Origin of the sequence: Acetobacter sp. (assembly GCF_047721705.1) — a bacterium.
In the GTDB taxonomy this organism is placed as follows: domain Bacteria; phylum Pseudomonadota; class Alphaproteobacteria; order Acetobacterales; family Acetobacteraceae; genus Acetobacter.
In genome coordinates this window covers 1-22,626 of sequence record NZ_JBDNXK010000052.1, presented here as the reverse complement: position 1 = coordinate 22,626, position 22,626 = coordinate 1, and the positions used below count along the sequence as shown (strand labels likewise).

The 22,626-nt window shown below is 59.6% G+C and carries 25 protein-coding genes and 1 pseudogene; 16 read left to right on the top strand and 10 right to left on the bottom strand.

Going from position 1 to position 22,626, the window contains the following annotated elements; translation table 11 throughout:
- Nucleotides 1-641, top strand: a pseudogene (locus ABF824_RS10125) (hypothetical protein); the annotation flags it as partial.
- Between the two features lie 216 nt (nt 642-857).
- Nucleotides 858-1,526: a glutathione S-transferase family protein gene (locus ABF824_RS10120; protein ID WP_415488595.1), complete on the top strand. Its 669-nt coding sequence runs from the start codon at nt 858-860 to the stop codon at nt 1,524-1,526.
- A 32-nt stretch (nt 1,527-1,558) separates the two neighbouring features.
- Here the strand turns inward: ABF824_RS10120 and ABF824_RS10115 are convergent, their stop codons facing one another.
- A complete protein-coding gene (locus ABF824_RS10115) occupies nt 1,559-2,461 on the bottom strand; it encodes a LysR family transcriptional regulator (RefSeq protein WP_415488593.1) in 903 nt (300 codons plus the stop codon).
- Between the two features lie 107 nt (nt 2,462-2,568).
- Here ABF824_RS10115 and ABF824_RS10110 point away from each other — a divergent pair, with 107 nt between their 5' ends.
- Nucleotides 2,569-3,342, top strand: coding sequence for an SDR family oxidoreductase (locus tag ABF824_RS10110; protein WP_415488591.1), 774 nt, complete (start codon nt 2,569-2,571; stop codon nt 3,340-3,342).
- A 48-nt stretch (nt 3,343-3,390) separates the two neighbouring features.
- The gene (locus tag ABF824_RS10105) at nt 3,391-4,578 is read left to right on the top strand and encodes a low temperature requirement protein A (RefSeq protein ID WP_415488589.1); all 1,188 of its coding nucleotides are present in this window, start codon (nt 3,391-3,393) and stop codon (nt 4,576-4,578) included.
- A gap of 11 nt (nt 4,579-4,589) precedes the next feature.
- On the opposite strand, the gene ABF824_RS10100 is transcribed toward ABF824_RS10105, so the two are convergent.
- From ABF824_RS10100 to ABF824_RS10075, 6 genes are all read right to left on the bottom strand, one after another.
- Complete coding sequence (locus tag ABF824_RS10100; RefSeq protein WP_415488587.1) at nt 4,590-5,123, bottom strand: Dabb family protein; 534 nt, start codon at nt 5,121-5,123, stop codon at nt 4,590-4,592.
- Between the two features lie 32 nt (nt 5,124-5,155).
- On the bottom strand, nt 5,156-6,322 hold the full coding sequence (rodA, locus tag ABF824_RS10095; protein ID WP_415488585.1) for a rod shape-determining protein RodA: 1,167 nt from the start codon (nt 6,320-6,322) through the stop codon (nt 5,156-5,158).
- A 55-nt stretch (nt 6,323-6,377) separates the two neighbouring features.
- On the bottom strand, nt 6,378-8,291 hold the full coding sequence (gene mrdA, locus ABF824_RS10090; protein WP_415488583.1) for a penicillin-binding protein 2: 1,914 nt from the start codon (nt 8,289-8,291) through the stop codon (nt 6,378-6,380).
- Entirely contained in the window at nt 8,288-8,854 is a 567-nt protein-coding gene (gene mreD, locus ABF824_RS10085; protein WP_415488580.1) for a rod shape-determining protein MreD, read from the bottom strand. The genes mrdA and mreD overlap by 4 nt, the downstream gene beginning before the upstream one ends.
- A gap of 11 nt (nt 8,855-8,865) precedes the next feature.
- Nucleotides 8,866-9,999 carry a rod shape-determining protein MreC gene (mreC, locus tag ABF824_RS10080; RefSeq protein ID WP_415488578.1) on the bottom strand — a complete coding sequence of 378 codons (1,134 nt, stop codon included), beginning with the start codon at nt 9,997-9,999 and terminating at the stop codon, nt 8,866-8,868.
- A gap of 230 nt (nt 10,000-10,229) precedes the next feature.
- Nucleotides 10,230-11,276, bottom strand: coding sequence for a rod shape-determining protein (locus ABF824_RS10075; RefSeq protein WP_415488576.1), 1,047 nt, complete (start codon nt 11,274-11,276; stop codon nt 10,230-10,232).
- A 447-nt stretch (nt 11,277-11,723) separates the two neighbouring features.
- Between ABF824_RS10075 and ABF824_RS10070 the strand changes: the two genes are divergently transcribed.
- The 8 genes from ABF824_RS10070 to rsfS all read left to right on the top strand — a co-directional run bounded on the left by ABF824_RS10070 (nt 11,724) and on the right by rsfS (nt 17,569).
- Nucleotides 11,724-11,960: a hypothetical protein gene (locus ABF824_RS10070; RefSeq protein ID WP_415488574.1), complete on the top strand. Its 237-nt coding sequence runs from the start codon at nt 11,724-11,726 to the stop codon at nt 11,958-11,960.
- A gap of 98 nt (nt 11,961-12,058) precedes the next feature.
- A complete protein-coding gene (locus tag ABF824_RS10065; protein WP_415488572.1) occupies nt 12,059-12,463 on the top strand; it encodes a hypothetical protein in 405 nt (134 codons plus the stop codon).
- Nucleotides 12,464-12,617: 154 nt separating this feature from the next.
- A complete protein-coding gene (locus ABF824_RS10060) occupies nt 12,618-13,244 on the top strand; it encodes a 50S ribosomal protein L25/general stress protein Ctc (RefSeq protein ID WP_415488570.1) in 627 nt (208 codons plus the stop codon).
- Between the two features lie 62 nt (nt 13,245-13,306).
- The gene (pth, locus tag ABF824_RS10055) at nt 13,307-13,933 is read left to right on the top strand and encodes an aminoacyl-tRNA hydrolase (protein WP_415488605.1); all 627 of its coding nucleotides are present in this window, start codon (nt 13,307-13,309) and stop codon (nt 13,931-13,933) included.
- A complete protein-coding gene (gene ychF, locus ABF824_RS10050; RefSeq protein ID WP_415488568.1) occupies nt 13,933-15,027 on the top strand; it encodes a redox-regulated ATPase YchF in 1,095 nt (364 codons plus the stop codon). The genes pth and ychF overlap by 1 nt, the downstream gene beginning before the upstream one ends.
- 39 nt (nt 15,028-15,066) lie before the next feature.
- Complete coding sequence (locus tag ABF824_RS10045; protein ID WP_415488566.1) at nt 15,067-16,338, top strand: glutamate-5-semialdehyde dehydrogenase; 1,272 nt, start codon at nt 15,067-15,069, stop codon at nt 16,336-16,338.
- Nucleotides 16,339-16,346: 8 nt separating this feature from the next.
- Entirely contained in the window at nt 16,347-17,012 is a 666-nt protein-coding gene (locus ABF824_RS10040) for a nicotinate-nucleotide adenylyltransferase (protein WP_415488564.1), read from the top strand.
- Complete coding sequence (rsfS, locus tag ABF824_RS10035) at nt 17,009-17,569, top strand: ribosome silencing factor (protein WP_415488603.1); 561 nt, start codon at nt 17,009-17,011, stop codon at nt 17,567-17,569. Before ABF824_RS10040 ends, rsfS begins: the two co-directional genes overlap by 4 nt.
- Nucleotides 17,570-17,617: 48 nt before the next feature.
- Here the strand turns inward: rsfS and ABF824_RS10030 are convergent, their stop codons facing one another.
- Nucleotides 17,618-18,574 carry a S41 family peptidase gene (locus ABF824_RS10030; RefSeq protein WP_415488562.1) on the bottom strand — a complete coding sequence of 319 codons (957 nt, stop codon included), beginning with the start codon at nt 18,572-18,574 and terminating at the stop codon, nt 17,618-17,620.
- Nucleotides 18,575-18,622: 48 nt separating this feature from the next.
- Nucleotides 18,623-19,126, bottom strand: a complete 504-nt coding sequence (locus ABF824_RS10025) for a peptide deformylase (protein ID WP_415488560.1) — start codon at nt 19,124-19,126, stop codon at nt 18,623-18,625.
- Between the two features lie 177 nt (nt 19,127-19,303).
- Here ABF824_RS10025 and rlmN point away from each other — a divergent pair, with 177 nt between their 5' ends.
- From rlmN to ABF824_RS10005, 4 genes are all read left to right on the top strand, one after another.
- Complete coding sequence (gene rlmN / locus ABF824_RS10020; protein WP_415488558.1) at nt 19,304-20,497, top strand: 23S rRNA (adenine(2503)-C(2))-methyltransferase RlmN; 1,194 nt, start codon at nt 19,304-19,306, stop codon at nt 20,495-20,497.
- A 117-nt stretch (nt 20,498-20,614) separates the two neighbouring features.
- Nucleotides 20,615-21,481 (top strand): YgfZ/GcvT domain-containing protein, encoded by an 867-nt coding sequence (locus tag ABF824_RS10015; protein ID WP_415488556.1) that lies wholly within the window; start codon nt 20,615-20,617, stop codon nt 21,479-21,481.
- 11 nt (nt 21,482-21,492) lie between these two features.
- The gene (gene hisI / locus ABF824_RS10010; protein WP_415488601.1) at nt 21,493-21,906 is read left to right on the top strand and encodes a phosphoribosyl-AMP cyclohydrolase; all 414 of its coding nucleotides are present in this window, start codon (nt 21,493-21,495) and stop codon (nt 21,904-21,906) included.
- A gap of 92 nt (nt 21,907-21,998) precedes the next feature.
- Nucleotides 21,999-22,397, top strand: a complete 399-nt coding sequence (locus tag ABF824_RS10005; protein ID WP_415488554.1) for an acyl-CoA thioesterase — start codon at nt 21,999-22,001, stop codon at nt 22,395-22,397.
- Nucleotides 22,398-22,477: 80 nt separating this feature from the next.
- On the opposite strand, the gene ABF824_RS10000 is transcribed toward ABF824_RS10005, so the two are convergent.
- The coding region (locus tag ABF824_RS10000) for a 50S ribosomal protein L20 (protein ID WP_415488599.1) at nt 22,478-22,626 on the bottom strand (149 nt) is incomplete at its 5' end.

Sequence of the window (22,626 nt, the reverse complement as noted above, 5' to 3'; positions counted from 1 at the left end):
GCAGCACAAGCGGCTCCACGTCTGGCAGCACGAGCGGTTCGACGTCCGGTGGCGGTAGCTGTGACAACAACGGCAACTGGTGGTGGAACCACTGTGAGCCGCATGGTTCCGGTTCGGGTTCGACATCGGGCAGCACAAGCGGCTCCACGTCTGGCAGCACGAGCGGTTCGACGTCCGGTGGCGGTAGCTGTGACAACAACGGCAACTGGTGGTGGAACCACTGTGAGCCGCATGGTTCCGGTTCGGGTTCGACATCGGGCAGCACAAGCGGCTCCACGTCTGGCAGCACGAGCGGTTCGACGTCCGGTGGCAGCAGCTGTGACAATAACGGCAGCTGGTGGTGGGATCAGTGCCAGCCGCACACGTCCGGTTCGAGCTGCGCCTCTGGTGGCACGAGCGGTTCCTCGTCGAGCCATACCAGCGGTTCGACATCTTGCTGGGGCAATAACTGGTCCGATCTGTGCCCGGACTATGTCGCTCCGGCGAACACGGGATGTGCGTCTTACGGCACGTGGACGCAGCCGAGTGGTTCCTGCCTGCCTGAGACCTGGGGTTCATGGGGTGGTGGAAACTGCTTCGGCACGACCACAGCATCTCATGCTAACGACTGGGCGAACTGCTTGGTGAAAACCTCCTGCTAAAGCAGAGTATCGTTATGGTCTCATCAGTGGGGAACTACTGATGAGACAGAAAGAACCGGCCTCGCAGAAGGCCGGTTTTTTTGTGACCAGAATGAGGACCGCGCGTTTGCCCGGCTATCCAGCCTGAGCCGCGAATTCCTTGCCAGATTTCCTTCCCGAATGCAGTCTGTGACTACAAAATCAGTCTTTCCTTCCGGCTGCGGAGAATGTCATTCCATGTCTGACGGTCGTCTTGTCATCGGCAATAAACGCTATTCCTCCTGGTCGTTGCGGGGATGGCTTCCTGTCCGTCTTGCCGGACTGAATGTGGTGGAAGAAATTGTTCCACTTCGTCAGCCGGAAAGCGCTGCACGGATCAGCGCATTATCGCCCAGCGGGAAGGTGCCCTATCTCGAGCACTGGAACATTCGGATATGGGACAGTCTGGCCATTGCCGAATATTGCGCCGAGATGGAGCCTGCTCTCTGGCCCAGCGATCCGGTCGCACGCGGCTTTGCCCGTTCCATAACGGCTGAAATGCATGCGGGCTTTCAGGGCGTACGATCCAGCATGCCGATGAATCTTGGCCGGGAAAACCGACCTCTGATCGATGGTGTTTCTGAAGCGGCAGCAAAAGATATCGGACGTATCGACGCGCTCTGGACGGAGGCGCGCGACAGTTTCGGGAGTGGCGGCCCTTATCTGTTCGGCGCGACCTTCACCAATGCTGATGTCGCTTTCGCTCCGATCGTCGCGCGTTTTCATAGCTACGACGTGACGCTGTCCCCGACTGCAAAAGCCTATGCGGAAGCGGTGCTCCAGCATCCGTTGATGAAGGAGTGGTATAAGGACGCCATGGCCGAACCGAAAGAATGGTTGGTGGAAGCCTTTGAAAATGTTCAGTAAGATGGGCTGGGAGCCGTAGAGACTCTGCGCATCTATGCCTTCATCGCTCTCTCAAGGAGAGCAATCAGCCACTCCACAAAAACCCGGACGCGCGGTGAAATGTAGCGGCGTTCGGGATAGAGCAATGTGAGAGGCAGCGCTTCCGATCGCCATTGCGGCATGACTTCCGTCAGTTCGCCGTCAGAAAGATATCCCCGCACATCATAAGCGGGCACCTGAATCATGCCGAGACCAGCAAGGCAGCAGGCAATCAGAGCTTCGGCGCTGTTGACCGTGATCTGCCCTTTCATCTGACACGTCTGGATCTCTGCGCCCTCCACCCATTCCCACGCTTCGATACGTCCGCTCGCGGGAGAGGCGTAATGGACGGCCTTATGGTGAGGGAGATCGTCCGGAGTGCGAGGAATACCGTGGCTGCCGAGATAGCGCGGGCTGGCGACATTGATGACATCCAGATCCATGATGTGCCGTGCAATCAGACTGGAGTCTGCAAGCGGCCCGACGCGTAGAGCGCAATCGACACCATCTTCCACCAGATTCACCGCACGATCCGTCACGCCAAGCACGATCTCGATATCCGGGTGATGCTCCATGAAATCGGGCAACGCAGGTGCGACGATCAGGCGCCCGATCCGACCGGGCATGTCCACTCTTATCCTGCCCTGCAATGCTCCCTGATCCTGACGGAACAGACCTTCCACTTCCTCAACATCCGCGACGATCCGTGTGGCCTGTTCGTAAAAGGCACGTCCGTCCGCAGTCAGGTTCACATTGCGGGTCGTGCGGGCGAACAGTCGTGCGCCGAGCCGCGTTTCAAGCTGCTGTATGGAAGTGGATACACTGGAGCGCGGCACGTTCAGGGAAGCGGCGGCACGAGAGAAGCTCTCTGTTTCAGCCACACGGATGAACATCCGAAACAGATCGATTCGGTCCATATCCCATCCAACTGTTCGTGATTTTCGACCAGTGTTGTTCGATATCAGGTGATTTTTCGTCGAACAACGAACCTTAGAATGGATGCGAACAAGAAGGGAAGATGTCCATGACTGATCACAGCCTCAAAGGAAAAACAGTTCTGATCGCCGGAGGTGCGAAAAATCTTGGAGGGCTGATAGCCCGCGATCTTGCTGCGCATGGGGTGAATGCCATTGCCATCCACTACAACAGCGATGCGACGCGCGCGGATGCGGACGCTCTGGTAAGCGAACTCAATCAGAAAGGTGTGGAGGCCGTCGCCTTTCAGGCCGATCTCACCACGGCCGATGCCAACGCCACATTGTTCCGGGAAGTCGTGGCCGCTGTCGGCCGTCCGGATATCGCCATCAACACGGTGGGCAAGGTGCTGAAGAAGCCGATTCTCGAAACCTCGGAAGACGAATTCGACAGTATGTTCGCCATCAACACCAAGGCGGCGTTTTTCTTCATTAAAGAAGCGGGCAAACACCTGAACGACAACGGCAAGCTTGTCACCATCGTCACATCGTTGCTTGGCGCTTATACGCCGTTTTACTCGACCTATGCAGGCTCGAAAGCCGCCGTGGAGCATATCACTCGCGCGGCTTCCAAAGAGTTTGGTGCTCGCGGAATCTCCGTCAACGCGATTGGACCCGGCCCGATGGACACTCCGTTCTTTTACGGGCAGGAAGCGCCCGAAGCCGTCGCCTATCACAAGACCGCAGCCGCACTTTCACCTTTCAGCAAGACGGGCCTGACGGATATCGAGGATATCGCGCCTTATATCCGGTTCATGGTTTCCGAAGGGTGGTGGATGACAGGGCAGACGATTCTGGTGAATGGTGGCTACACCACCAAATGATTGGGATCGGGCCGGTGCGGTGGCGTATCTGCCCGAATGATGAGCAGCATGACCTCTGACAACATCGGATCGCACCCTTTTCTCCGCAGTCGTGACGGGCACCATGCCCGGGTGACGTATGAGGAACTGTTTTTCGATCTGGTCTATGTGTTTGCATTTACCAAACTGAGTCACGGTCTGCTGCATCATCTGACCGTGTTCGGCGCGTTGCAGACTGCTGTCCTGTGGCTCGCGGTCTGGCTTGGCTGGCAATATACCGGCTGGTTCACCAACTGGTTCAATCCCGAGCTTCCGGCTGTACGAGGCGTCCTGCTGGCGACGATGCTGCTCGCTCTGCTGATCGGAGCGGCAATTCCGGATGCCTTCGCCGAGCATGGGCTGTCGTTCGCTCTCTGTTTTGTCGCCATGCAGGTAGGGCGGAGCGCGTTTGTCGTGGCGTGGCTTCCTCCCGATCATCCGCTTGCACCCAATTACCGACGTATTCTGGCCTGGATGCTGGTCTCAGCGCTGTTCTGGATCAGCGGCGGTCTTGCGAGCAATCTTGTGCTGCGCGTGGGATTTTGGCTCGTGGCGGCGCTGATCGAATATGTGTCTCCCATGATCGGCTTTGCGTTTCCGGGGTTGGGGCGTTCGAACGCCCGTGCCGAGTGGACCATCGAAGGCGCGCATCTCGTCGAGCGTTGCCAGCTTTTCGTTCTTGTGGCGCTGGGTGAGACGATTATGGCGACAGGGCTTCCCATGGCGGAAGCCCGTTCATGGCCCCCGGGTCTTCTGGTGGCGCTGATTGCCTGCTTTCTGACAACGATTTCGATGTGGTGGCTCTATTTCGGCATGGCGGGCGAGGATGCCACACGCGCCATTACCCGGTCCGATAATCCGGGGGGCATGGGGGCACTCATCCATTATCTCCATGTCGTGCTGATTGCGGGCATCATCGTCACGGCGGTGGGGTCGGACATGCTCATGGAAAATCCGTCAGAAGGGGGCGATATGGGCTTCATTCTGACAGCGACCTGCGGCCCAGCGCTCTATCTGTTAGGCAGTATTCTCTACAAACGTCTTGTTTCCGGCATTACGCCACTATCGCATCTGCTGGGGGTGGCGCTTCTGTTGCTCTTTATCCCCCTTGGGTTCTGGGGAGTGCGCGGGACGGATGCGCTGGTCGTCATGGCCATCATGCTTGGCGTCGTATGGGGTGAGCGACGCGAGCGTCAGCAGGTAAGGCTGGGTGTCTAAAAGCAGACGGTTCAGGGCGTCGTTTTCGCATCGGTCGTGAAATCAAACACGACAACCTTGGCGAGATAGGGTTTGGCAAAAGCTTTGAAGGCTTCATGGGCTGCGTCGAAATAGTGACTGTCCGTCACTACCGGCTGCCCGACATAGAAATTACGGTCGCCCTCTGATCGGAATGTCACGAGATAGGCCCGTTCCAGCCCGAGGTCGCTGCTTTCACCGCTGTTCTGTGCACCTGTTTCGATGGAGACGACGACAGAGGAGTGGTCTGGGCGACGTGATTCTTTCGCCAGAGCCATGAAATGCTCCGTTACCTGCCGGCGCTGCTCGGGTGTTGCGCTTTGCCGAAAACGGAACATCACCATGTGGCGCACGTTGCCCAGATGAAAATCAGGGGCCGTGAACCGCTCGGCGCCGACTTCGGCAAGCAGGGCGTGCTGGCTGCGGGCGGCTTCATCCGGTGTCTGTGCATCAGCATGAGCGCTGCCATAAAGCAGGTTGGCACCCAAGGTGAGTAGGCAGAAGCCGGAGCGCAGGAGAGGACTCATACGTGGGAAACAATGAGTCCTGTTTGTGATTTTCAAACCTCTTCCTCCTCTTCATCCGTTTCTTCTCCGAAGCGGGAATCCCGATGGACCCAGACGGACATCAGGAGACCAAATCCGAGCATGACGTTGATCATGGCCGAGCCACCGTAAGAAACGAGCGGTAGCGGCACGCCCCCGACCGGAATGGCCCCCATGACCATCGACAGATTCACCAGACAGTAGAGAAAGAAGTTCACCGAAATACCAAGCGCCAGCAGCTTGCCGAAGCGGTTACGGCTACGGATCGCCATGAACATGCCGCCCAGAATAAGCGTCAGGAGCAGGCCAATGACCAGTACGCCGCCCGCGTATCCCCATTCCTCGGCGATAGTCGTGAAAATGAAGTCTGTCTGTTTTTCCGGCAGGAAGTTCAGTTGTCCCTGTGTACCGTGCAGGTAGCCCTGACCCCACATGCCGCCGGAGCCGAGGGCGATCTTCGACTGGATGATGTTGTAGCCCGCACCGAGCGGATCGCTTTCAGGGTGCAGAAAGGTCGTGATCCGGGCGCGCTGGTAATCATGCAGGTGCGCGTAGGCAAATTTCAGCAGCATCGGCACAGGCAGCAGCAGAAGGGCGATCTGCCACAGCCTCATGCCTGCCGCGAAGAACATCGACGCGCCAATCCCGCCGATAATCACTGCTGTGCCGAGGTTTGGTTCCTTCAGCACGAGCCCTACGGGCAGAAGCACCATAGCCGCCGGGATGAGGAGACGTAGCGGATTGTTCATCTTGCTGTAAGGAATACGTGCAAACCATGTGGCCAGCATCAGCACCAGCGCAACCTTGGCATATTCCGACGGCTGGACCTGCGTGCCGCCAATGATGATCCATCGCTCCGCGCCCTTGCCGACATGTCCGGCATGCAGAACCAGCACCAGAAGCGCGAGAGAGGCGACATAAAGCGGAGCCGCCACGCGTACGAGGATTTTCGGAGGCAGCATGGCGACGGTCAGCATCAGGATGAGGCCGAAGCCGAAACGCGCCGCCTGCGGTCCTGCGAAAGGATGCGCCGACCCGCCGCCTGCCGAATAGAGCGCGACGTAACCGACACCCGCCAGAGCGCAGATCAGCAGTACATAGAGCCAGCTGATCCGCCACAGCTTTGAAAGCGTGCGGAAATTCGGCTCGGCACGAAGCAGCCGTTTGCGAAAACGCCTCATGGGCAGCCGCGAGTCCAAGACGCAGCCTCCTCGGGATCGGGTTATGACAGGCCTGTCAGTCGGCGTCCGCCACGGTCTGGCCGGGGGCTGTCTTGTGGTTGACCGGGTCACGCCGAAGCGTTTCCGTCATGATATCGCGGGCCAGCGGCGCAGCCACATCGGCACCGGCGTTGCCGTGTTCGATCACGACCGACACAGCATAGCGCGGATCGGCATAGGGCGCGAAGCAGATGAACAGCGCGTGCGGGCGGAACTCCCACGGCAGCGTCGCCGAATTGAAGTGGCCGCTCTCACGCATGGCGCGCGACACACGCCGCACCTGCGCCGAGCCGGTCTTGCCCGCCATCTCAACACCTGGAATGGCCAGACGGGCTTTCGGGGCCGTGCCATGCTGCTCGTTGACAACAGCGAACATGCCTTCGCGGATGGCCTTCAGATAGGTAGGATCGGTGGCGAGTTCGGGCCAGTGCTGCGGATCGACTTTCTGCTCGATCTCGCCATTGATGGCTCGGACAAGATGGGGCTCCACGGAACGGCCGGTCGCAATGCGTGAAGTATAGGTCGCCAGTTGCAGTGGCGTCACCTGCACGAAGCCCTGACCGATGCCGCTCACCACGGTGTCGCCACCATTCCAGTGGTGCTTGTGCTTGCGCCGCCATTCCGGCGTGGGGATCAGGCCGGGCCGCTGGTGGGGTAGTTCGATGCCAAGTTCGGTGCCCAGCCCCAGCCCGTGGGAGATTTCCGCGATTTTTTCCATCCCGACGCGCATCGCGACTTCGTAGAAATAGACGTCGCAGGAGTATTTCAGTGCGTGATGTAGATCGACGGAGCCGTGGCCATGCTTCGCCCAGCAATGGAAGCGTGCGCCCCCAAGGTCGAAATGACCCGGACAGAAAAAGCGGTCCGTGGGCGTGATCGCGCCAGCATCGAGCGCCGCCATCGCGACGGCGGGTTTGAACGTGGAGCCCGGGGGGTAAACACCGGACACTGTCTTGTCGATCAGCGGCGTTCTCTGATCGTTGGTCCACTCAGCCCACTGGGCGCGGCTTACCCCGCTGTCGAAAAGGGAGGGATCGAAGGAGGGCGTGCTGCACATGGCCAGCACTTCGCCGTTGCGACAGTCCATCACGACGGATGAGGCGGCCATGTCGGCGATCCGGTCCTGAATGGCCTGCTGTAGCCCGACATCCAGAGTGAGGGTCAGTTCATCGCCGGGCGTGCCGTCGCGCCGGTCCAGTTCACGGATGACGCGCCCGACGGAGTTGACCTCCATTTCCACGGAGCCGGCCTGTCCGCGCAGCACATCGTCCTGATTCTGTTCGATGCCAGCACGACCGACACGCATGCCGGGGAGGGCCAGCAGAGCGGACTTCGCCACATCCCGTTCGTTGGGGGGCGCGACATAGCCGACCGTATGGGCGAGCAGTGGTCCGAAAGGATAGGAACGCGTGGTGCCGACATCGATCAGAACGCCGGGCAGGGACGGCGAGTTCAGTTCAATCCGCGCCATGTCGTCCCACGAGAGGAACTCGCGCAGCACGACGGGAACGAATTTGCGGGTATGCCGGATCTCGCGGGCCAGTCGTGACTGGTCGCGTTCATCGAGCGGCACGATCTGGGAAAACCGTTCGATCGAGCCTTCAACGTCCGTGGTTTCTTCCGTGAGCAGCAGGGCGCGCCAGTTGGTCTTGTTGGCGGCGACAATGGTGCCGAAGCGGTCCGAAATCAGGCCGCGCGGAGGTGCCAGAAGCCGTTTGCTGGTCCGGTTCCGATCCGCAAGCTTGGCGAAGTGATCGCCACTGTTAACCTGAAGATCATACAGCCTGCGTCCCAATTCCCCGAGCGCAGCCGTCTGTGCGGCCATGATCAGCAGGGCGCGACGGGTGAATACGCCCGAACCCGGATCTTTCTGTTCTTTTTCGGGAAGCAGCCTGCGCAGCCGCTCTTTTCTCCGACGGGGCCACTTCATAGCTGCGGCTCCGGGTTGGAAAGACGGCGGTGCGCCCATGTGCCGAAGGCGGCGAACGGCGGGTAAAGACCGGCTGCGAGCACGCCTTCGAAAATCACAGGTTCTGTCGGCATCACCCTCAGGGAGAGGGTGGAAACCAGAAACCAGATCAGCCAGCAGGCACAGGCTTCGAGCAGCACGAAAGCGATCCAGAGCACGAGGAAATTAAGGCGCATAAAGCCGAAACGCGCATGAACAGCAATACCGTGCAGAAGCAGAAAGGTGAATGCCTCGACACCGAGTGGTGCGAACCCGATCAGGTCGAGCAGCAGACCTAGACAGAAGACAATGGGCACAGACATGGAGGCGGGACGCCACACGGACCAGAAAAACACCGAAGCCATTGTCAGCCCCGGTGCAAGCGCCATGGCGCCCGGAATACCGGTTGGCGCAGCCAGAAGAACGACGATGAGGGCGGTGATAGCACCCGGCAGAAGGCGCATGGCAAGCCGGTCGAGCCGCTGTGCCAGTGCAGGCGTGGAGCGCTGTTCAGGCTGCCAGTGAGGAAAGGGGTCAGGCGACATGAAGGCGTCTTTCATCCGCGCCCCGACATGGCCCGCGACAAGGACGGGGGCAGGGTGGCGGACCCGGATTGCTCAGGTTCTTTTGGAGACTCCGTCTGATGTTCCTCGGCTGGCGCGACAGAGCGGGGAGCCCCGTCATCATGCTGCGTGTTTTCGGGAGACACGCTGGCAGGATGCTGTGGGGTTTCAGTCGTGTCGTCCGAATGGCCGTTTCCCCCATCGATGACACCGCCGAGCGTCATGCCGTCCATCGGATTCCCCTTCCGGCCGACAATCCCATGTTTCTGGGTGGAGGAAACCGGCACACGTCCCGGTGCATCGGGTGATTCAATGGTTCCGGTGTCGAAGTTGAAGACACGCAGAAGATTCAGGTGGTCGAGGCGGGCATAAGGCACGACGACGGGCGTGTTGGCGCGAATGTAATGCACCACGCCAACAGGCAGGCTGCCGGGAAGAAGGTCCGCCTGACCGGATGTCACAACGCGCTCTCCTTCCACGGGATGGTTGTCCTGAGCATAGAACATCAGGCGTGGCATGGAAGTGTTATCGCCCGCCATGATGGCCGTTCCGTGGCTTGCTTCCAGCAGCACGGGAATGCGACTTGCCGTGTCATTGATCAGCAGGATACGGGCCGAATGGACGCCTGTTTCCGTCACGCGTCCGACAAATCCATCCGCTGCCAGCGCGACATCCCCGACGTGAACGCCGCTTGAGGGGCCAGCATTTATCAGCACAGCATGGGCGTAAATGCCGCCCACATCCGCAATGACACGCCCTGTCACGAAAGAGGGGAGGGGGTCTGGAATCCAGTGCAGGTTTTCCTTGAGGGAAACGTTTTCCTGCGTCAGCGAGACCGCGACGTCATACCACCCGCGCAGCGTTTCGTTCTCCGTCCGCAGACGTGCGTTTTCCTCTGCGAGATGACCAATCCGTCTGAGTTCCGATACTGCGCCCGAGATTTCATTTCCGGGCACGGCGATCAGGGACCAGAGCGGTGAGAGAATGTCGGCCGTCGCCATACGGGCCGTGGTCGTCAGGCGTGGATTGGCCCAGCCCAGCAGCATGATGGCGAGCGAGAACAGAAGCATGACCGGCAGCCAGAGCCGGTCCAGCGCCTGTCTGATCTGGATTGAAACGGGAATCATGGATGCAACCCTGACCGCTTCACGGTCCGGTTCTGGATGGCCCCGGTGCTGTCAGTCATACAGCATGGGCCGGGGGGGCGTCTTTTCGAATTCACCCCATAGCCACGCAACAAGGAACCCCCACTTTCCGGGGGCCTCGTCCCCGATCTATTTCGTCTGATCCATGAGGCTGACGATCACCTTTTGTCTATATTGCCAAAAACTTACAGACCATGCATGGGTTATTTTCGTTAATACATCGTCGTCAGCACATTCCGCAGACGCTTCATCTCTTCCAGCGCGCGACCTGTGCCGAGCGCAACACAGGAGAGCGGATCTTCGCCCACGGTGACCGGTAGTCCGGTGGCAAGGCGTAACAGTTCGTCCAGACGATGCAGCAATGCGCCGCCGCCCGTGAGGACAATGCCCTTGTCCACGATATCCGCTGCGAGTTCCGGCGGCGTATTCTCCAGTGTGAGCTTCACGGCTTCAATGATCTGGGTGATCGGTTCAGCCAGGCTCTCAGCAATCTGCGCTTGTGAAACGATGACCTCACGGGGGGCGCCCGTAATCAGGTCGCGGCCCTTCACATTCTGCAATGGGCCGGGATCGTTGGGATCATCGGGCGGCATGGCGGAGCCGATCGACATCTTGATCCGTTCCGCAGAGCTTTCACCGATCAGCAGATTATAGGTACGGCGAATGTAGGAGATGATCGCCTCATCCATCTTATCGCCGCCCACACGCACCGAGCGCGCATAGACAATGCCACCCAGCGAAATCACCGCGACTTCCGTAGTGCCGCCGCCAATATCGACAATCATGCTGCCCGAAGGCTCCGTGACGGGCAGGCCCGCGCCGATCGCTGCTGCCATTGGTTCCTCGATCAGGAACACGCGGCGGGCGCCAGCGCTCTCGGCGCTTTCCTGAATCGCGCGACGTTCGACAGCCGTGGAGCCGGAGGGAACGCAGATGATCACCTGCGGGCTGGCAAAGATGCTGCGGTTATGCACGCGACGGATGAAGTGCTTGATCATTTCTTCAGCAACTTCGAAGTCAGCGATGACGCCGTCACGCATCGGGCGGATGGCCATGATGTTGCCGGGCGTGCGCCCAACCATCTGCTTCGCCTCTTCACCGACGGCCAGCACCTGTTTCTTGCCGCGGGACTCAGCGATGGCCACCACAGATGGCTCGTTCAGCACGATGCCCCGTCCCTTGACATACACCAGTGTATTGGCAGTGCCGAGGTCGATAGCCATGTCAGCCGACATGAGACCCAGCAGGCGAGCAAACATCCAAGGACTCCTGGCCAGCAATTCCTGTCGCGCGGTTGCGCGGACGCTTTTTCAGGCCCGCACATCCATCGGATGCGTCAGGCTTCCTGAACGGAGGAGGGCCGGACTCTCACGGACAGCCATGCGCGGGCTGGGTCGAGGGCTTAGCGAGGCTGTTCTCTCACTGCAAGGCCCGACCTGAAAGAAACCTGACTCTCTTTTGCTGCGTTATAGACCTTACCCTGAATTCCGTAACAAAAAATTTCGGATTCCGGGCGGCTTGCTGACACCTTTTGAAAGGCTGTCCTTTTCCTGACAACGCAACCTGATCCGTTCATGTGTCGTTCTGTCTTCAGGGATGCGGACGAGTCTTTTCAACAAGACCGCTGCAACTGAATATCCCGGAAGAAGGCAATGATAATAATGAACAGAAAGCAAAGTTCTGCCAGTTTTTTGAAATCAACCAGAATGCTCGCCGTAGGTGCGATGCTGGCTTCGCTCTGTCTGTTGTCGGCATGTGGCAGCCCTTATGACTCCGGTGCAAGGGCGGGCAGCGGTGCGCTCATTGGTGCGGGTGGTGGCGCGGCCATTGGTGCGATTGCGGGCGGAGGCGGAGGGGCGGCGATTGGCGCTCTTGCCGGGGCCGGAACGGGAGCTGCTGTTGGCGCTGCCACGACGCCCAATCCGCCGCCACGTCGCCGCTAGAAGGGGTGATCGTGAAAATGCCTTTTTTGCGCGCGACAAGTCACGAAAGGCCGCTTAAGAGGTGGCCTGTGTAATGTCGTCAACGGATGGTGAGAACCGTGAATAAAAAGATCGCAGGAATTGCCGCTCTGAGCATGACTGTTCTGCTCGCAGGCTGTGGTGATCCCTATAGCCCGGGTGCCCGCGCAGGCAACGGCGCGCTGATTGGCGGCGGCGGCGGTGCAGCTATAGGCGCGCTGGCCGGAGGGGGGCGTGGCGCTGCCATTGGCGCCTTGGCTGGTGGCCTTCTTGGCGCCGGAACTGGCGCTCTGACGACACCCAACCGCCCCGGTGGCGGCTATGCGCAGGGCTATCAGCAGCCGATGGCGCCTGCACAGCAGCAGGCCTACCCACGCGGCTATACGGGCCAGACTCAGGCCACTTATCCTCAGGGGGCTTATCCCCGCACTTACAATGGTCAGCCTTATAATGGGCAGCAGGGCTATTATAATCAGGGTTACTGATCTCTGGGAAAACGGTTCTGGAGCGCTTTGCGCGGCGGCAGGCATCACCCAAGCCAAAATGTTTGCGTAGGTCTGTGTTTTCCGCTAAAGAGCGCGCCTTCGCGTCGGCACCCCTGGAGGCCGACGTGCGTTCGCATACTCAGGAGTTCATAAAGTGGCGACGAAACTGATTCCGATTGAAGCTACCCTGCGCGCGAAGGCTGGTAAGGGGGCAGCGCGCGCAACCCGTCGTGCAGGCCTCGTTCCGGCCGTGATCTACGGGGCAAAGAAAGACGCGGTTCTTATCGCGATCGACCCCCGCATCATCATGCGCGAACTGCACAAGCCCGGCTGGCGCTCGCATGTTTACGAAGTAAAGGCTGGTGACGTGTCCGAGCGCGTTCTCATGCGCGACATGCAGTTCCACCCGGTCTCCGACGCGCCGATCCACGTCGATTATCAGCGCCTCGCGCCGGGCCACAAGGTCCACGTCGAAGTCGCTGTTCACATCGAGGGCGAAGAAGTTTCCCCGGGCATCAAGCGCGGTGGTGTGCTCAACGTTGTGCGTCACACGATCGAAGTTACGGCTGATCCGGAAAACATCCCCGAGATCTTCACGGCTGACGTTTCTGCGCTGGACATCAACGACAACGTTCGTTGGGATGACCTGAAGGGCACGGAAGGCGTGACGCCGACTAACCAGACCCCGAACTTCGTCATCGCCACGGTCGCACCGCCGACCATCGATGTTGAAGAAACGGAAGCGGCTGCTCCGGAAGCGGCTGAAGAAGAAAAGAAGTAAGGAGGCCCGGCGGGTCGGAGGCACACCCTCCGGCCTCGGGATAGACCGCCATGCAACCGGCGATCCAGCTCTGGGTCGGTCTCGGCAACCCCGAGACATCCATGAGCCACAACCGCCACAATATCGGTTTCATGGCGGTCGACTCCATCGCGGCCCGTCACGGCTTCTCGCCGTGGCGCAAGCGCTTTCGCGGCGAGATCGCGGAAGGACGGATCGGCGGCGGCAAGGTGCTGCTCCTCAAGCCGATGACCTACATGAACGCATCCGGCGACAGCATCCGCGAAGCCGCGACGTTCTACAAAATTCCCCCCGACGCCATTACGGTCTTCCATGACGAGCTTGATCTCGCGCCCGGCAAGGTCCGCATCAAGAAGGGCGGAGGCGCCGCCGGTCACAATGGCCTGCGCTCGACCGACAGACAACTCGGCACACAGGATTACTGGCGCGTGCGCCTCGGTATCGGCCATCCCGGTTCAAAAGAGCGCGTCCACGGATGGGTGCTCGGAGACTTCGCCAAGGCCGATCAACCATGGCTTGAAGACCTGCTCGACGCCGTGGCCGACACAGCTCCGCTGCTCGCTGAAAGACGGCGCGAGGACTGCATGACGCGCATCGCGCTGCTTACGGCAAACAGCCCCAAACCAATAATTCCCGGCCAGAAGGCTGGAGCAACAGGAGTGAAAGACTGATGGGCTTCAACTGCGGCATCGTTGGACTGCCCAATGTCGGCAAATCCACCCTGTTCAACGCCCTGACCGCCACGGCCTCGGCGCAGGCTGCGAACTATCCGTTCTGCACCATCGAGCCGAATGTCGGCCGTGTCGCCGTGCCCGACGCCCGGATGACCGAGTTGGCCCGCATCGGCAAGTCACAGAAGATCCTGCCGACGAGCCTTGAGTTCGTGGATATCGCCGGTCTTGTGCGCGGCGCATCCCGTGGTGAAGGCCTCGGTAACCAGTTCCTCGCCAACATTCGCGAAGTGGACGCCATCATCCACGTCCTGCGCTGCTTCGAGGACGATGACATCACCCACGTCGAAGGTGGCGTCGATCCGGTTCGTGATGCAGAGATCATCGAGACGGAGCTGATGCTGGCCGATCTCGACTCCCTCGAAAAGCGGATTGTGCCTTTGCAGAAAAAGGCCAAATCCAACGACCGTGAGGCGCAGGCCCAGATCGAGGTCATGGAGCCGCTGATCGCGGCCCTGCGTGAAGGAAAGCCTGCTCGCACGGCCATTCCGGAAGGCAAGGAACTGATCGCAGAGCGCCTCCAGCTCATGACGACCAAGCCCGTGCTGTATGTTTGCAACGTCGAGGAAAGCTCTGCCGCAACCGGCAATAAATTCTCCGAAGCCGTGCAGGCTCGTGCGGACGCCGAAGGTGCCGCCTGCGTTGTCGTCTCGGCCGCCATCGAAGCCGAAGTCAGCCAGCTTCCGCAGGAAGACCAGAAGGAGTTCCTCGAAGGGCTCGGCCTGTCGGACAGCGGCCTCGATCGCGTCATCGCGGCGGGCTACAAGCTGCTCGGCCTGAAGACCTACTTCACCGTCGGTCCGAAAGAGACCCGCGCGTGGACCATTACGGCAGGCACGAAAGCGCCGCAGGCCGCCGCCGTGATCCATAACGACTTCGAACGTGGCTTCATCGCCTGCGAAACCGTCGCCTATGACGACTATGTGAAGTACAATGGCGAGGCAGGTGCGAAAGAAGCGGGCAAGATGCGCATCGAAGGCCGTGATTATATCGTGCAGGACGGCGATGTGCTGCTGTTCCGCTTCAACGTCTGACACATCAACACACCAGAAGAAGAGGGTAGGGGACCACAAATGAGCGCCAGCATGAAGGCGGAAGCGACAGAATCCAATGCGATCGCGGGCATGGCCCGGGCCGCGCGGATCGCAGCGCGGACGCTGGCCCAGTCCCCAACCGCCATTCGCGACAAGGCGCTATGGGCCGCCGCCAGCGCCCTGCGTGAGCAGAGCGACGCCATTCTCGAAGCCAACGCGAAAGACCTCGCCGCCTACACCGGCAGCGACGCCTTCCGCGATCGTCTGACCCTCAACGCCGAACGCGTCGAGGCCATGGCGAAAGGGCTGGAAGACATGGCCGATCTGTCCGATCCTGTCGGCCGTATCCTCAGCGAATGGACCCGTCCGAACGGCCTGAAGATCCGTCGGGTGGCAACACCCATCGGTGTTCTCGGCGTCATCTACGAAAGCCGCCCGAATGTCGGTGCGGATGCTGCGGGTCTGTGCATCAAGTCGGGTAACGCCGTCATCCTGCGTGGCGGTTCGGAGAGCTTCCATTCCGCGCAGGCTATCCACAAAGCCATGGCCGCTGGTCTTGAAGCTGCCGGTCTGCCAGTGGATGCCGTGCAGGTCGCGCCCAGCGCCGATCGCAAACACGTTGCCGACATGCTCGCCGCGTCCGGTCTGATCGACCTCATCATTCCCCGTGGCGGTAAATCCCTTGTTGAGCGTGTGCAGAACGAAGCCCGTATTCCCGTTCTCGCCCACGCCGAGGGCCTGTGCCACACCTACATTCATGCCGCCGCCGAGCCGCAGATGGCCCGCCGCGTCCTCGCCAACGCCAAGATGCGCCGTCCCGGCATCTGTGGCGCGACCGAGACCCTGCTCATCGACAGCGCCATCGCGCCGACGCTGCTGCCCGAGATTATCAGCGATCTGCGTGAACTCGGCTGCGACTTCCGTGCCGACGACCGTGCCCGTCACATTGTTCCGGGTCTCGAACCCGCTGCTGACGAGGACTTTGCCACCGAGTGGCTCGATGCCATTCTTTCCATCGTTGTGGTGGACGGCGTGGAGTCCGCGCTCGCCCATATCGCCCGCTATGGCAGCGGTCACACCGAGGCGATCATCACCTCCGATGAAGCTGTCGCGACCCGCTTCCTGAACGGCACGGATAGCGCCGTGGTCATGTGGAACGCTTCCACGCAGTTCTGCGATGGCGGCGAGTTTGGTTTCGGCGCGGAAATCGGCATCGCCACAGGGCGCATCCATGCCCGTGGTCCCGTCGGCCTCGAGCAGCTCACGACCTTCCGCTACGAGGTTCTCGGCACAGGTCAGACGCGCCCGTAAGTCCTCCTGTGGCTTCCCACCACGATACGATCCCCATCCGGGGAGACCGCCGCGCCCTGCGGATCGGTCTGCTCGGTGGATCATTCAATCCCGCGCATGAAGGGCATATCCAGATTGCCCTGCGCGCCCTGCACCTGCTCGACCTCGATCAGGTCTGGCTCATGGTCTCGCCGGGCAACCCGCTCAAACCGCGCAAAGGAATGGCTCCCTTCGCCGAGCGCTTCGCGACGGTTGAACGCCTTGCCACCGACCGCCGCCTCATCCCAACCGACATCGAAGCCTGGCTGGGCACCCGCTATGCCAGCGATACGGTCCGTGCTCTCAGACGCCGCTTTCCGCGTGCTCACTTTGTCTGGCTCATGGGAACAGATGTGTTCGCCGAACTGCCCCGCTGGCACCATTGGAAAGCCTTTCTTCGACAGGTGCCGCTTGCCGTGATGCCCCGTCCCGGCAGCAATGCAGCCGCCCTTCACGGCAGAGTTGCCGCCCGTTTGAGCCACTGCCGTCTTTCTGTTGGCAGAATCAGGCAGCTTCCGGTAAAAACCCCGCCAGTCTGGGCTTTTCTTCCGGGGCCGCAAAACGGTATATCGGCAACAGCCCTGCGTCGTGCAGGACAGACAGAATCCTTATTTCGGACAGATCGGGCAGCCACCCGGCAGGAGACACGGTCATAGCCAGAAAGCCCCCCACCGATACGGAGACCGAGCGCCGTCCCGCCGCCAAGGCGAAAACAGGCACGACCAAGGCCAAGGCTCCGAAGCCGGTCGACCCAAGCCTTGCCGAAGTTGCCAAGGCACCGGGCACGCCCCGCAAGAAAGCCGCCGCCGCCGGTCCGAGTAAGGACGCCAAGAAGCGCCCGCATGCCCCGGCCGATGAGCTTGAGAAATACCTCACGATCATCACGGAGAGCATTGATGACGACAAGGGCGAAGATATCGTCGTCATCAATCTGACCGGACGCGCCTCTTTCGCGGATCGCATGGTCATCGCCACCGGTGTGGCGGATCGTCAGATTGCCGCGATGGCCCAGCATATCGAGCGTAAGCTGAAAGATGTTGGGCTGAAGCGTATCCTTGTCGAAGGCGCGAACGGTTCCGACTGGGTGCTGATCGACGCCGGTGACATTGTCATTCATCTCTTCAAGGCTGAAGCTCGCGCGCTTTATGGTCTGGAAGAGATGTGGGGTGCGGATTTCGGTGACGCGGATGAAGGGGAGATCACGTCTCTCTGACGAACCTCCACGAAGACAGGGGCCTTGGGAGAAAGGTCCTTGTCTCGTTTAATGCATTCGACCGATATCTTCTTCAATCAATTGCATCGCCTTTTCCCGCTCATGGCCCACTTCCGTCACGTAGTCGGGCACCACGCCGATACCATCCCAGCCTTTATCCGTATGCGGCGCGACCAGCATTTTCGTCGGCACGAAGGCGATTTCCTCTCCACCATCAAAAGAGACCTGCATTCCGGCGATGCCGCCACCTGCTGTCGTCTGGCCGATGATTGTCGCGCGGTGGAGGTTTTTCATGCCGAAAGCAAAGCCTTCGGCGGCTGAAAATGTATTCTTGTTGACGAGAATATAGAGCTTCGCATTTTCGGACCGATGGCCGGGGACATAGGGGAATGTCCATTCCTGAATCCCCTGTGACCGGTCTTTTGGGTAACCGTATATAAAGAACTGTTCTTCGCCCGGCTTGAAGAAATAGGACGCAAGAATGCGACCGATAATGCCGGTGCCCCCCACATTGTCCCGCAGATCGATGATGATGTAATGCGATCGCCCCGCAAGCTGCATGACGGAAAAGGCGGCGGTGTAGGTATATTCGTCGTTATCCCATGAACCGTTCGACTGGATGTAGGCCGTGTGATGGGCGCTATCTAATTCCACGGACTGGAAGCCTGAAGAAATAAGGCGCCCCGGCGATCCGTCTCCCTCTCTGCAATAGACATGCAGATGTTTATCGGAATGAACGCTCTGAAGATCGGCGGTTATTTTTTTTCCAAGGTCGCAGGGTGGCAGATTGTAATAGTCGCCATGGCTGAGATGGGATTGCAGCGCAGCGTCGTACGATCGGGAAATATCGGGAAAGGGATAATGGTCAACGAGCGAACGTCCCAGATTGCCAATAAATGAGTCGACTTCCGGGGACGTAAGGGGAAAATCGCTGGCGCATGCTTCTGCCGCAAAGAGAGAAAAACTTGCGGCTAGAAGTGTAAATTTGACAATTCTGGAAAACATGCACCCGGCTCGAATGGTCAAAAGATCGGAGAAAGAAGAGGTTCTAGATCAGGAGGATAGTCCACTTCTTTTCAGTTTCTCAAATCGGGCAATCAGTCGTGTGCGACGCAGGGCGGACAGGCGTTGCAGCCAGAAAATGCCGTTCAACTGGTCGATCTCGTGCTGGAGGCAGATTGCCCGCAGACCATCGGCTTCCACCATCTGCTCTGTTCCTGAGAGATCCTGATAGCGCACATGCACTTTTGCACTCCGTTCGATCTGCTCACTAATGCCGGGCATGGAAATGCTGCCTTCTTCATGGCGGATCGTTTCATCCGAGCGCCAGACAATCTCCGGATTGATGTAGGTCTCGGGTTCAGGAGAGTTGGGCAGATCCAGCACAACAATCTGCTGCATGACACCGATATGAGGGCCGGTAATCCCGATCCCCGGCGCGGCGCGCATGGTGTCCAGCAGATCCGTGGCGAGCGCATGAAGTGTACCGTCGAAAGCGGTGACACGTTCCGTGGCGGTGCGTAGGCGCTGATCGGGAAAGGTGACTATCGGACGCACGGCCACATCAGGTCTCCGGATTGCTGGCAAAGGGATTTTGTTGTGCCGTTCGAAGGGCCGGGAAGCAACAGAGGGGCTTTTCCGGGCTTGAAATCGTCGAATTTTCTCCAATTTCTGCTCTTTCCGTGGTAGGAGCCCGCTTTTACATCCACGCGCACAGACAGGAAGACACACGGTATGAGCGACACAGCATTCGCGCTTGATGCCGCCGACCGGGAACGGATATTGGCGAAGTCGGCGTTGTTCTCTCCGCCTCCGGCCCAACTGGCGGATGGTCGCCGCGATCTTGTCGGTATGTCGCGTGAAGAACTGACCGAGGAACTGGTCGCCATCGGCGAAAAGCCGTTCCGTACCAAGCAGCTCTGGCACTGGATCTATCATCAGGGCGTTACTGATTTCACAAAGATGAGCAGCATCGCGAAGCCGCTTCAGCAGAAGCTGGCAGAGCGGTTCATCGTCGGTCGCCCGGAACCGGCCGTCGTGCAGACCTCGCAGGATGAGACGCGCAAGTTCCTGTTCCGCTTCCGTGACGGGCAGGAAGCCGAGACGGTCTATATCCCCGACCGCCGCGAGGATCGTGGCGCGGTCTGCATTTCCTCGCAGGTCGGCTGCACGCTGTCTTGTACCTTCTGTCATACCGGCACGCAGAAGCTGGTGCGTAATCTTGGTGCGGCGGAAATCGTCGGTCAGTTCATGGCTGCGCGTGATTCCTACGGTGAATGGCCCAGCCCGAAAGGTGATATTCCGCGCCTGCTTTCCACCATCGTGCTGATGGGCATGGGCGAGCCGCTCTACAATTACGAGAACGTAGCCAAAGCCATGCGGATCATCATGGACGGGGAGGGGATCGGCCTGTCCCGCCGCCGTATCACGCTGTCCACATCCGGTGTCGTTCCGCTGATGGACCGCTGCGGCGATGAACTCGGCATCAATCTTGCCGTGTCGCTGCATGCCGTGCGCAACGATCTGCGCGACGAGATCGTGCCGCTCAACCGGAAATATCCCATTGAAGAGGTGATCGCGGCCTGCCGTCGCTACCCGGCGGCGAGCAACGCACGGCGGATCACGTTCGAATATATCATGCTGCGGGGCATCAACGATAGTGAGGCCGACGCCCGCGAACTGGTGCGCCTGATTCGCGGTATTCCGGCCAAGGTGAACCTGATTCCGTTCAACGTCTGGCCCGGTAGCGACTACAAGCCGTCCACGCGCGAGCAGCAGGCGAAGTTTGCCCAGATCGTCATGGATGCCGGTTTTGCCTCGCCGATCCGCACGCCGCGTGGGCGCGATATTCTTGCGGCATGCGGGCAGCTCAAGACAGCCAGCGAACGCGCGCGTCCAGTACGTGAGAGTCTGTCGGGAACATCTTGAAAAATTGAGATTAATATCGTCCGGATGTCCTATTTTTCACTTGTATAAACAGTGTTGAGGACCAATCTTCCGGGCGTCTTTTGAAGCCCCTTGGGGTGTGCCGTCCGGAGATATGACATGACCTATTTTGCCCACCTGCCTGACCGGACGGTGATCGCTGTCAGAGGTGAGGACCGTGTGCCGTTCCTGCAGGGACTGGTTTCCAATGATGTGACGGCTGTAGAGCCGGGAACGGCTGTATGGGCCGCTCTGCTGACACCGCAGGGGCGTTGGAAAGCCGATTTCTTCATCTTTGCCGATCCTGATGAACCCTGCCTCCTGCTGGACTGCCCGTCTTCGCAGAGCGCCATGATCATCGAGACATTGTCGAAATATCGACTTCGTTCGGACGTGCAGATTCAGGAAACATGTCTTGTCGTGCACGCCGCATGGGGTGCGTTGCCTGATGCGGTAACGGTTGAGAACGCCATCATCGCGGCAGATCCGCGTCTCCCCGAGGCGGGATGGCGTCTGCTGATGCTGAATGTTTCTCCTGCCGCGAAGGCTGACATGGTGGCCTATGACCTGCATCGGCTGGTGCTTGGCCTGCCGGACGGTCCACGCGATTGTGAAGCGGAAAAGACACTGCTGCTGGAAGCCAATTTCGATCTGCTGAACGGCATTTCCTGGACCAAGGGTTGTTACATGGGACAGGAACTCACCGCGCGCACCCATTATCGTGGTCTGGTCAAACGCCGTCTGGTGCCTGTAGCTTCGGAAGCGCCGATCCCGGCTCCGGGAACGGCGATCACTGACGCGGGCAGTGAAATCGGCCAGATTCGTTCAAGTCATGACCATTGCGGGCTGGCTTTTCTCAAGCCGGAGGTGCTGGAGCATCACCTCGAGGCGGATGGCCACAGGATTGTGCCCCGTGTTCCCGTCTGGCTTGCAACAACGCTTTCTGAAGAAAAGGAAGGCGTGCGTGGAAAGGTGACTTCGTCGTGAAACAGGGTGTGATGGAAGCGATACGTCCGGCTCCGGAAGCGGTGGAGCGTGAACTGGAGCGTGTCGCTTTCGATGCTGCGGGACTCGTGTGCGGGATAGCCCAGCAGTACGATACAGGTGAAGTGCTGATGGTTGCCTGGCTCAACCGTGATGCCTTGAAGGAGACTCTCCTGACGGGACGTGTCTGCTACTGGTCCCGTAGTCGGGGAGCTTTGTGGCGGAAAGGGGAGACATCCGGACAGATCCAACGACTGGTCGAGGCGCGTCTGGATTGCGATGGCGATGCCATTCTGCTTCTCGTGGATCAGACTGGGGTAGCTTGCCACACTGGACGTCGGAGCTGTTTTTATCGCCGGTTCGGCAAGGATGGGCTGGAGACGATTGCTGATCCATTGGTGACGCCGGAGGCGCTTTACGGTCACTGAACTGTGGTGACGCGAATGCTGCGATAACATTGTTACCGGTGATTTTTTCGCGCATGGTGGAGAAAATACCGCTGAAAGACCCGGAGACAGAGATGTTGGAAAACCAGCTAAAGGAACCGTCAGGGGAACTGACCATCCGAGTCATCGCAATGCCGAGTAACACGAATGCTGCGGGTGATGTGTTTGGCGGGTGGGTCATGTCGCAGATGGATCTTGCCGCTGGGTCCGCAGCCGGTATTCGGGCCCGCAGCAAAACCGTGACGGTTGCGATTGACGGCGTGTCGTTCCTAGCGCCCATGTCTGTCGGTGATGAGCTGTCCGTTTATACCGATGTTCTGAAGGTCGGTCGCACGTCGATGACGATCAATGTGCAGGCATGGCGTCGCGTGCGGCAGTCCACTGAGCGCCAGCTTGTGACGCATGGAAAATTCGTTTTCGTGGCGGTGGATGAGAACAGTAGGCCAGTCGCGATTCCGGTAGAAACGCAATAAAAACACTCTGTTTGTGCAGGCATAAAAAAAGCCGCCGGAATGACCCGGCGGCTTTTTTTGTTCTAACGATCGAAATCGGTTCAGGCAGCAAGAGCAGCCTGAGCCTTCTTTACGATCTCGCCGAAGGTGGCGGCGTCATCGAATGCGATGGCGGCCAGAACTTTACGGTCGATTTCGATGCCAGCCTTGTCCAGACCGTTGATGAAACGGCTGTAGGTCAGGCCATGCT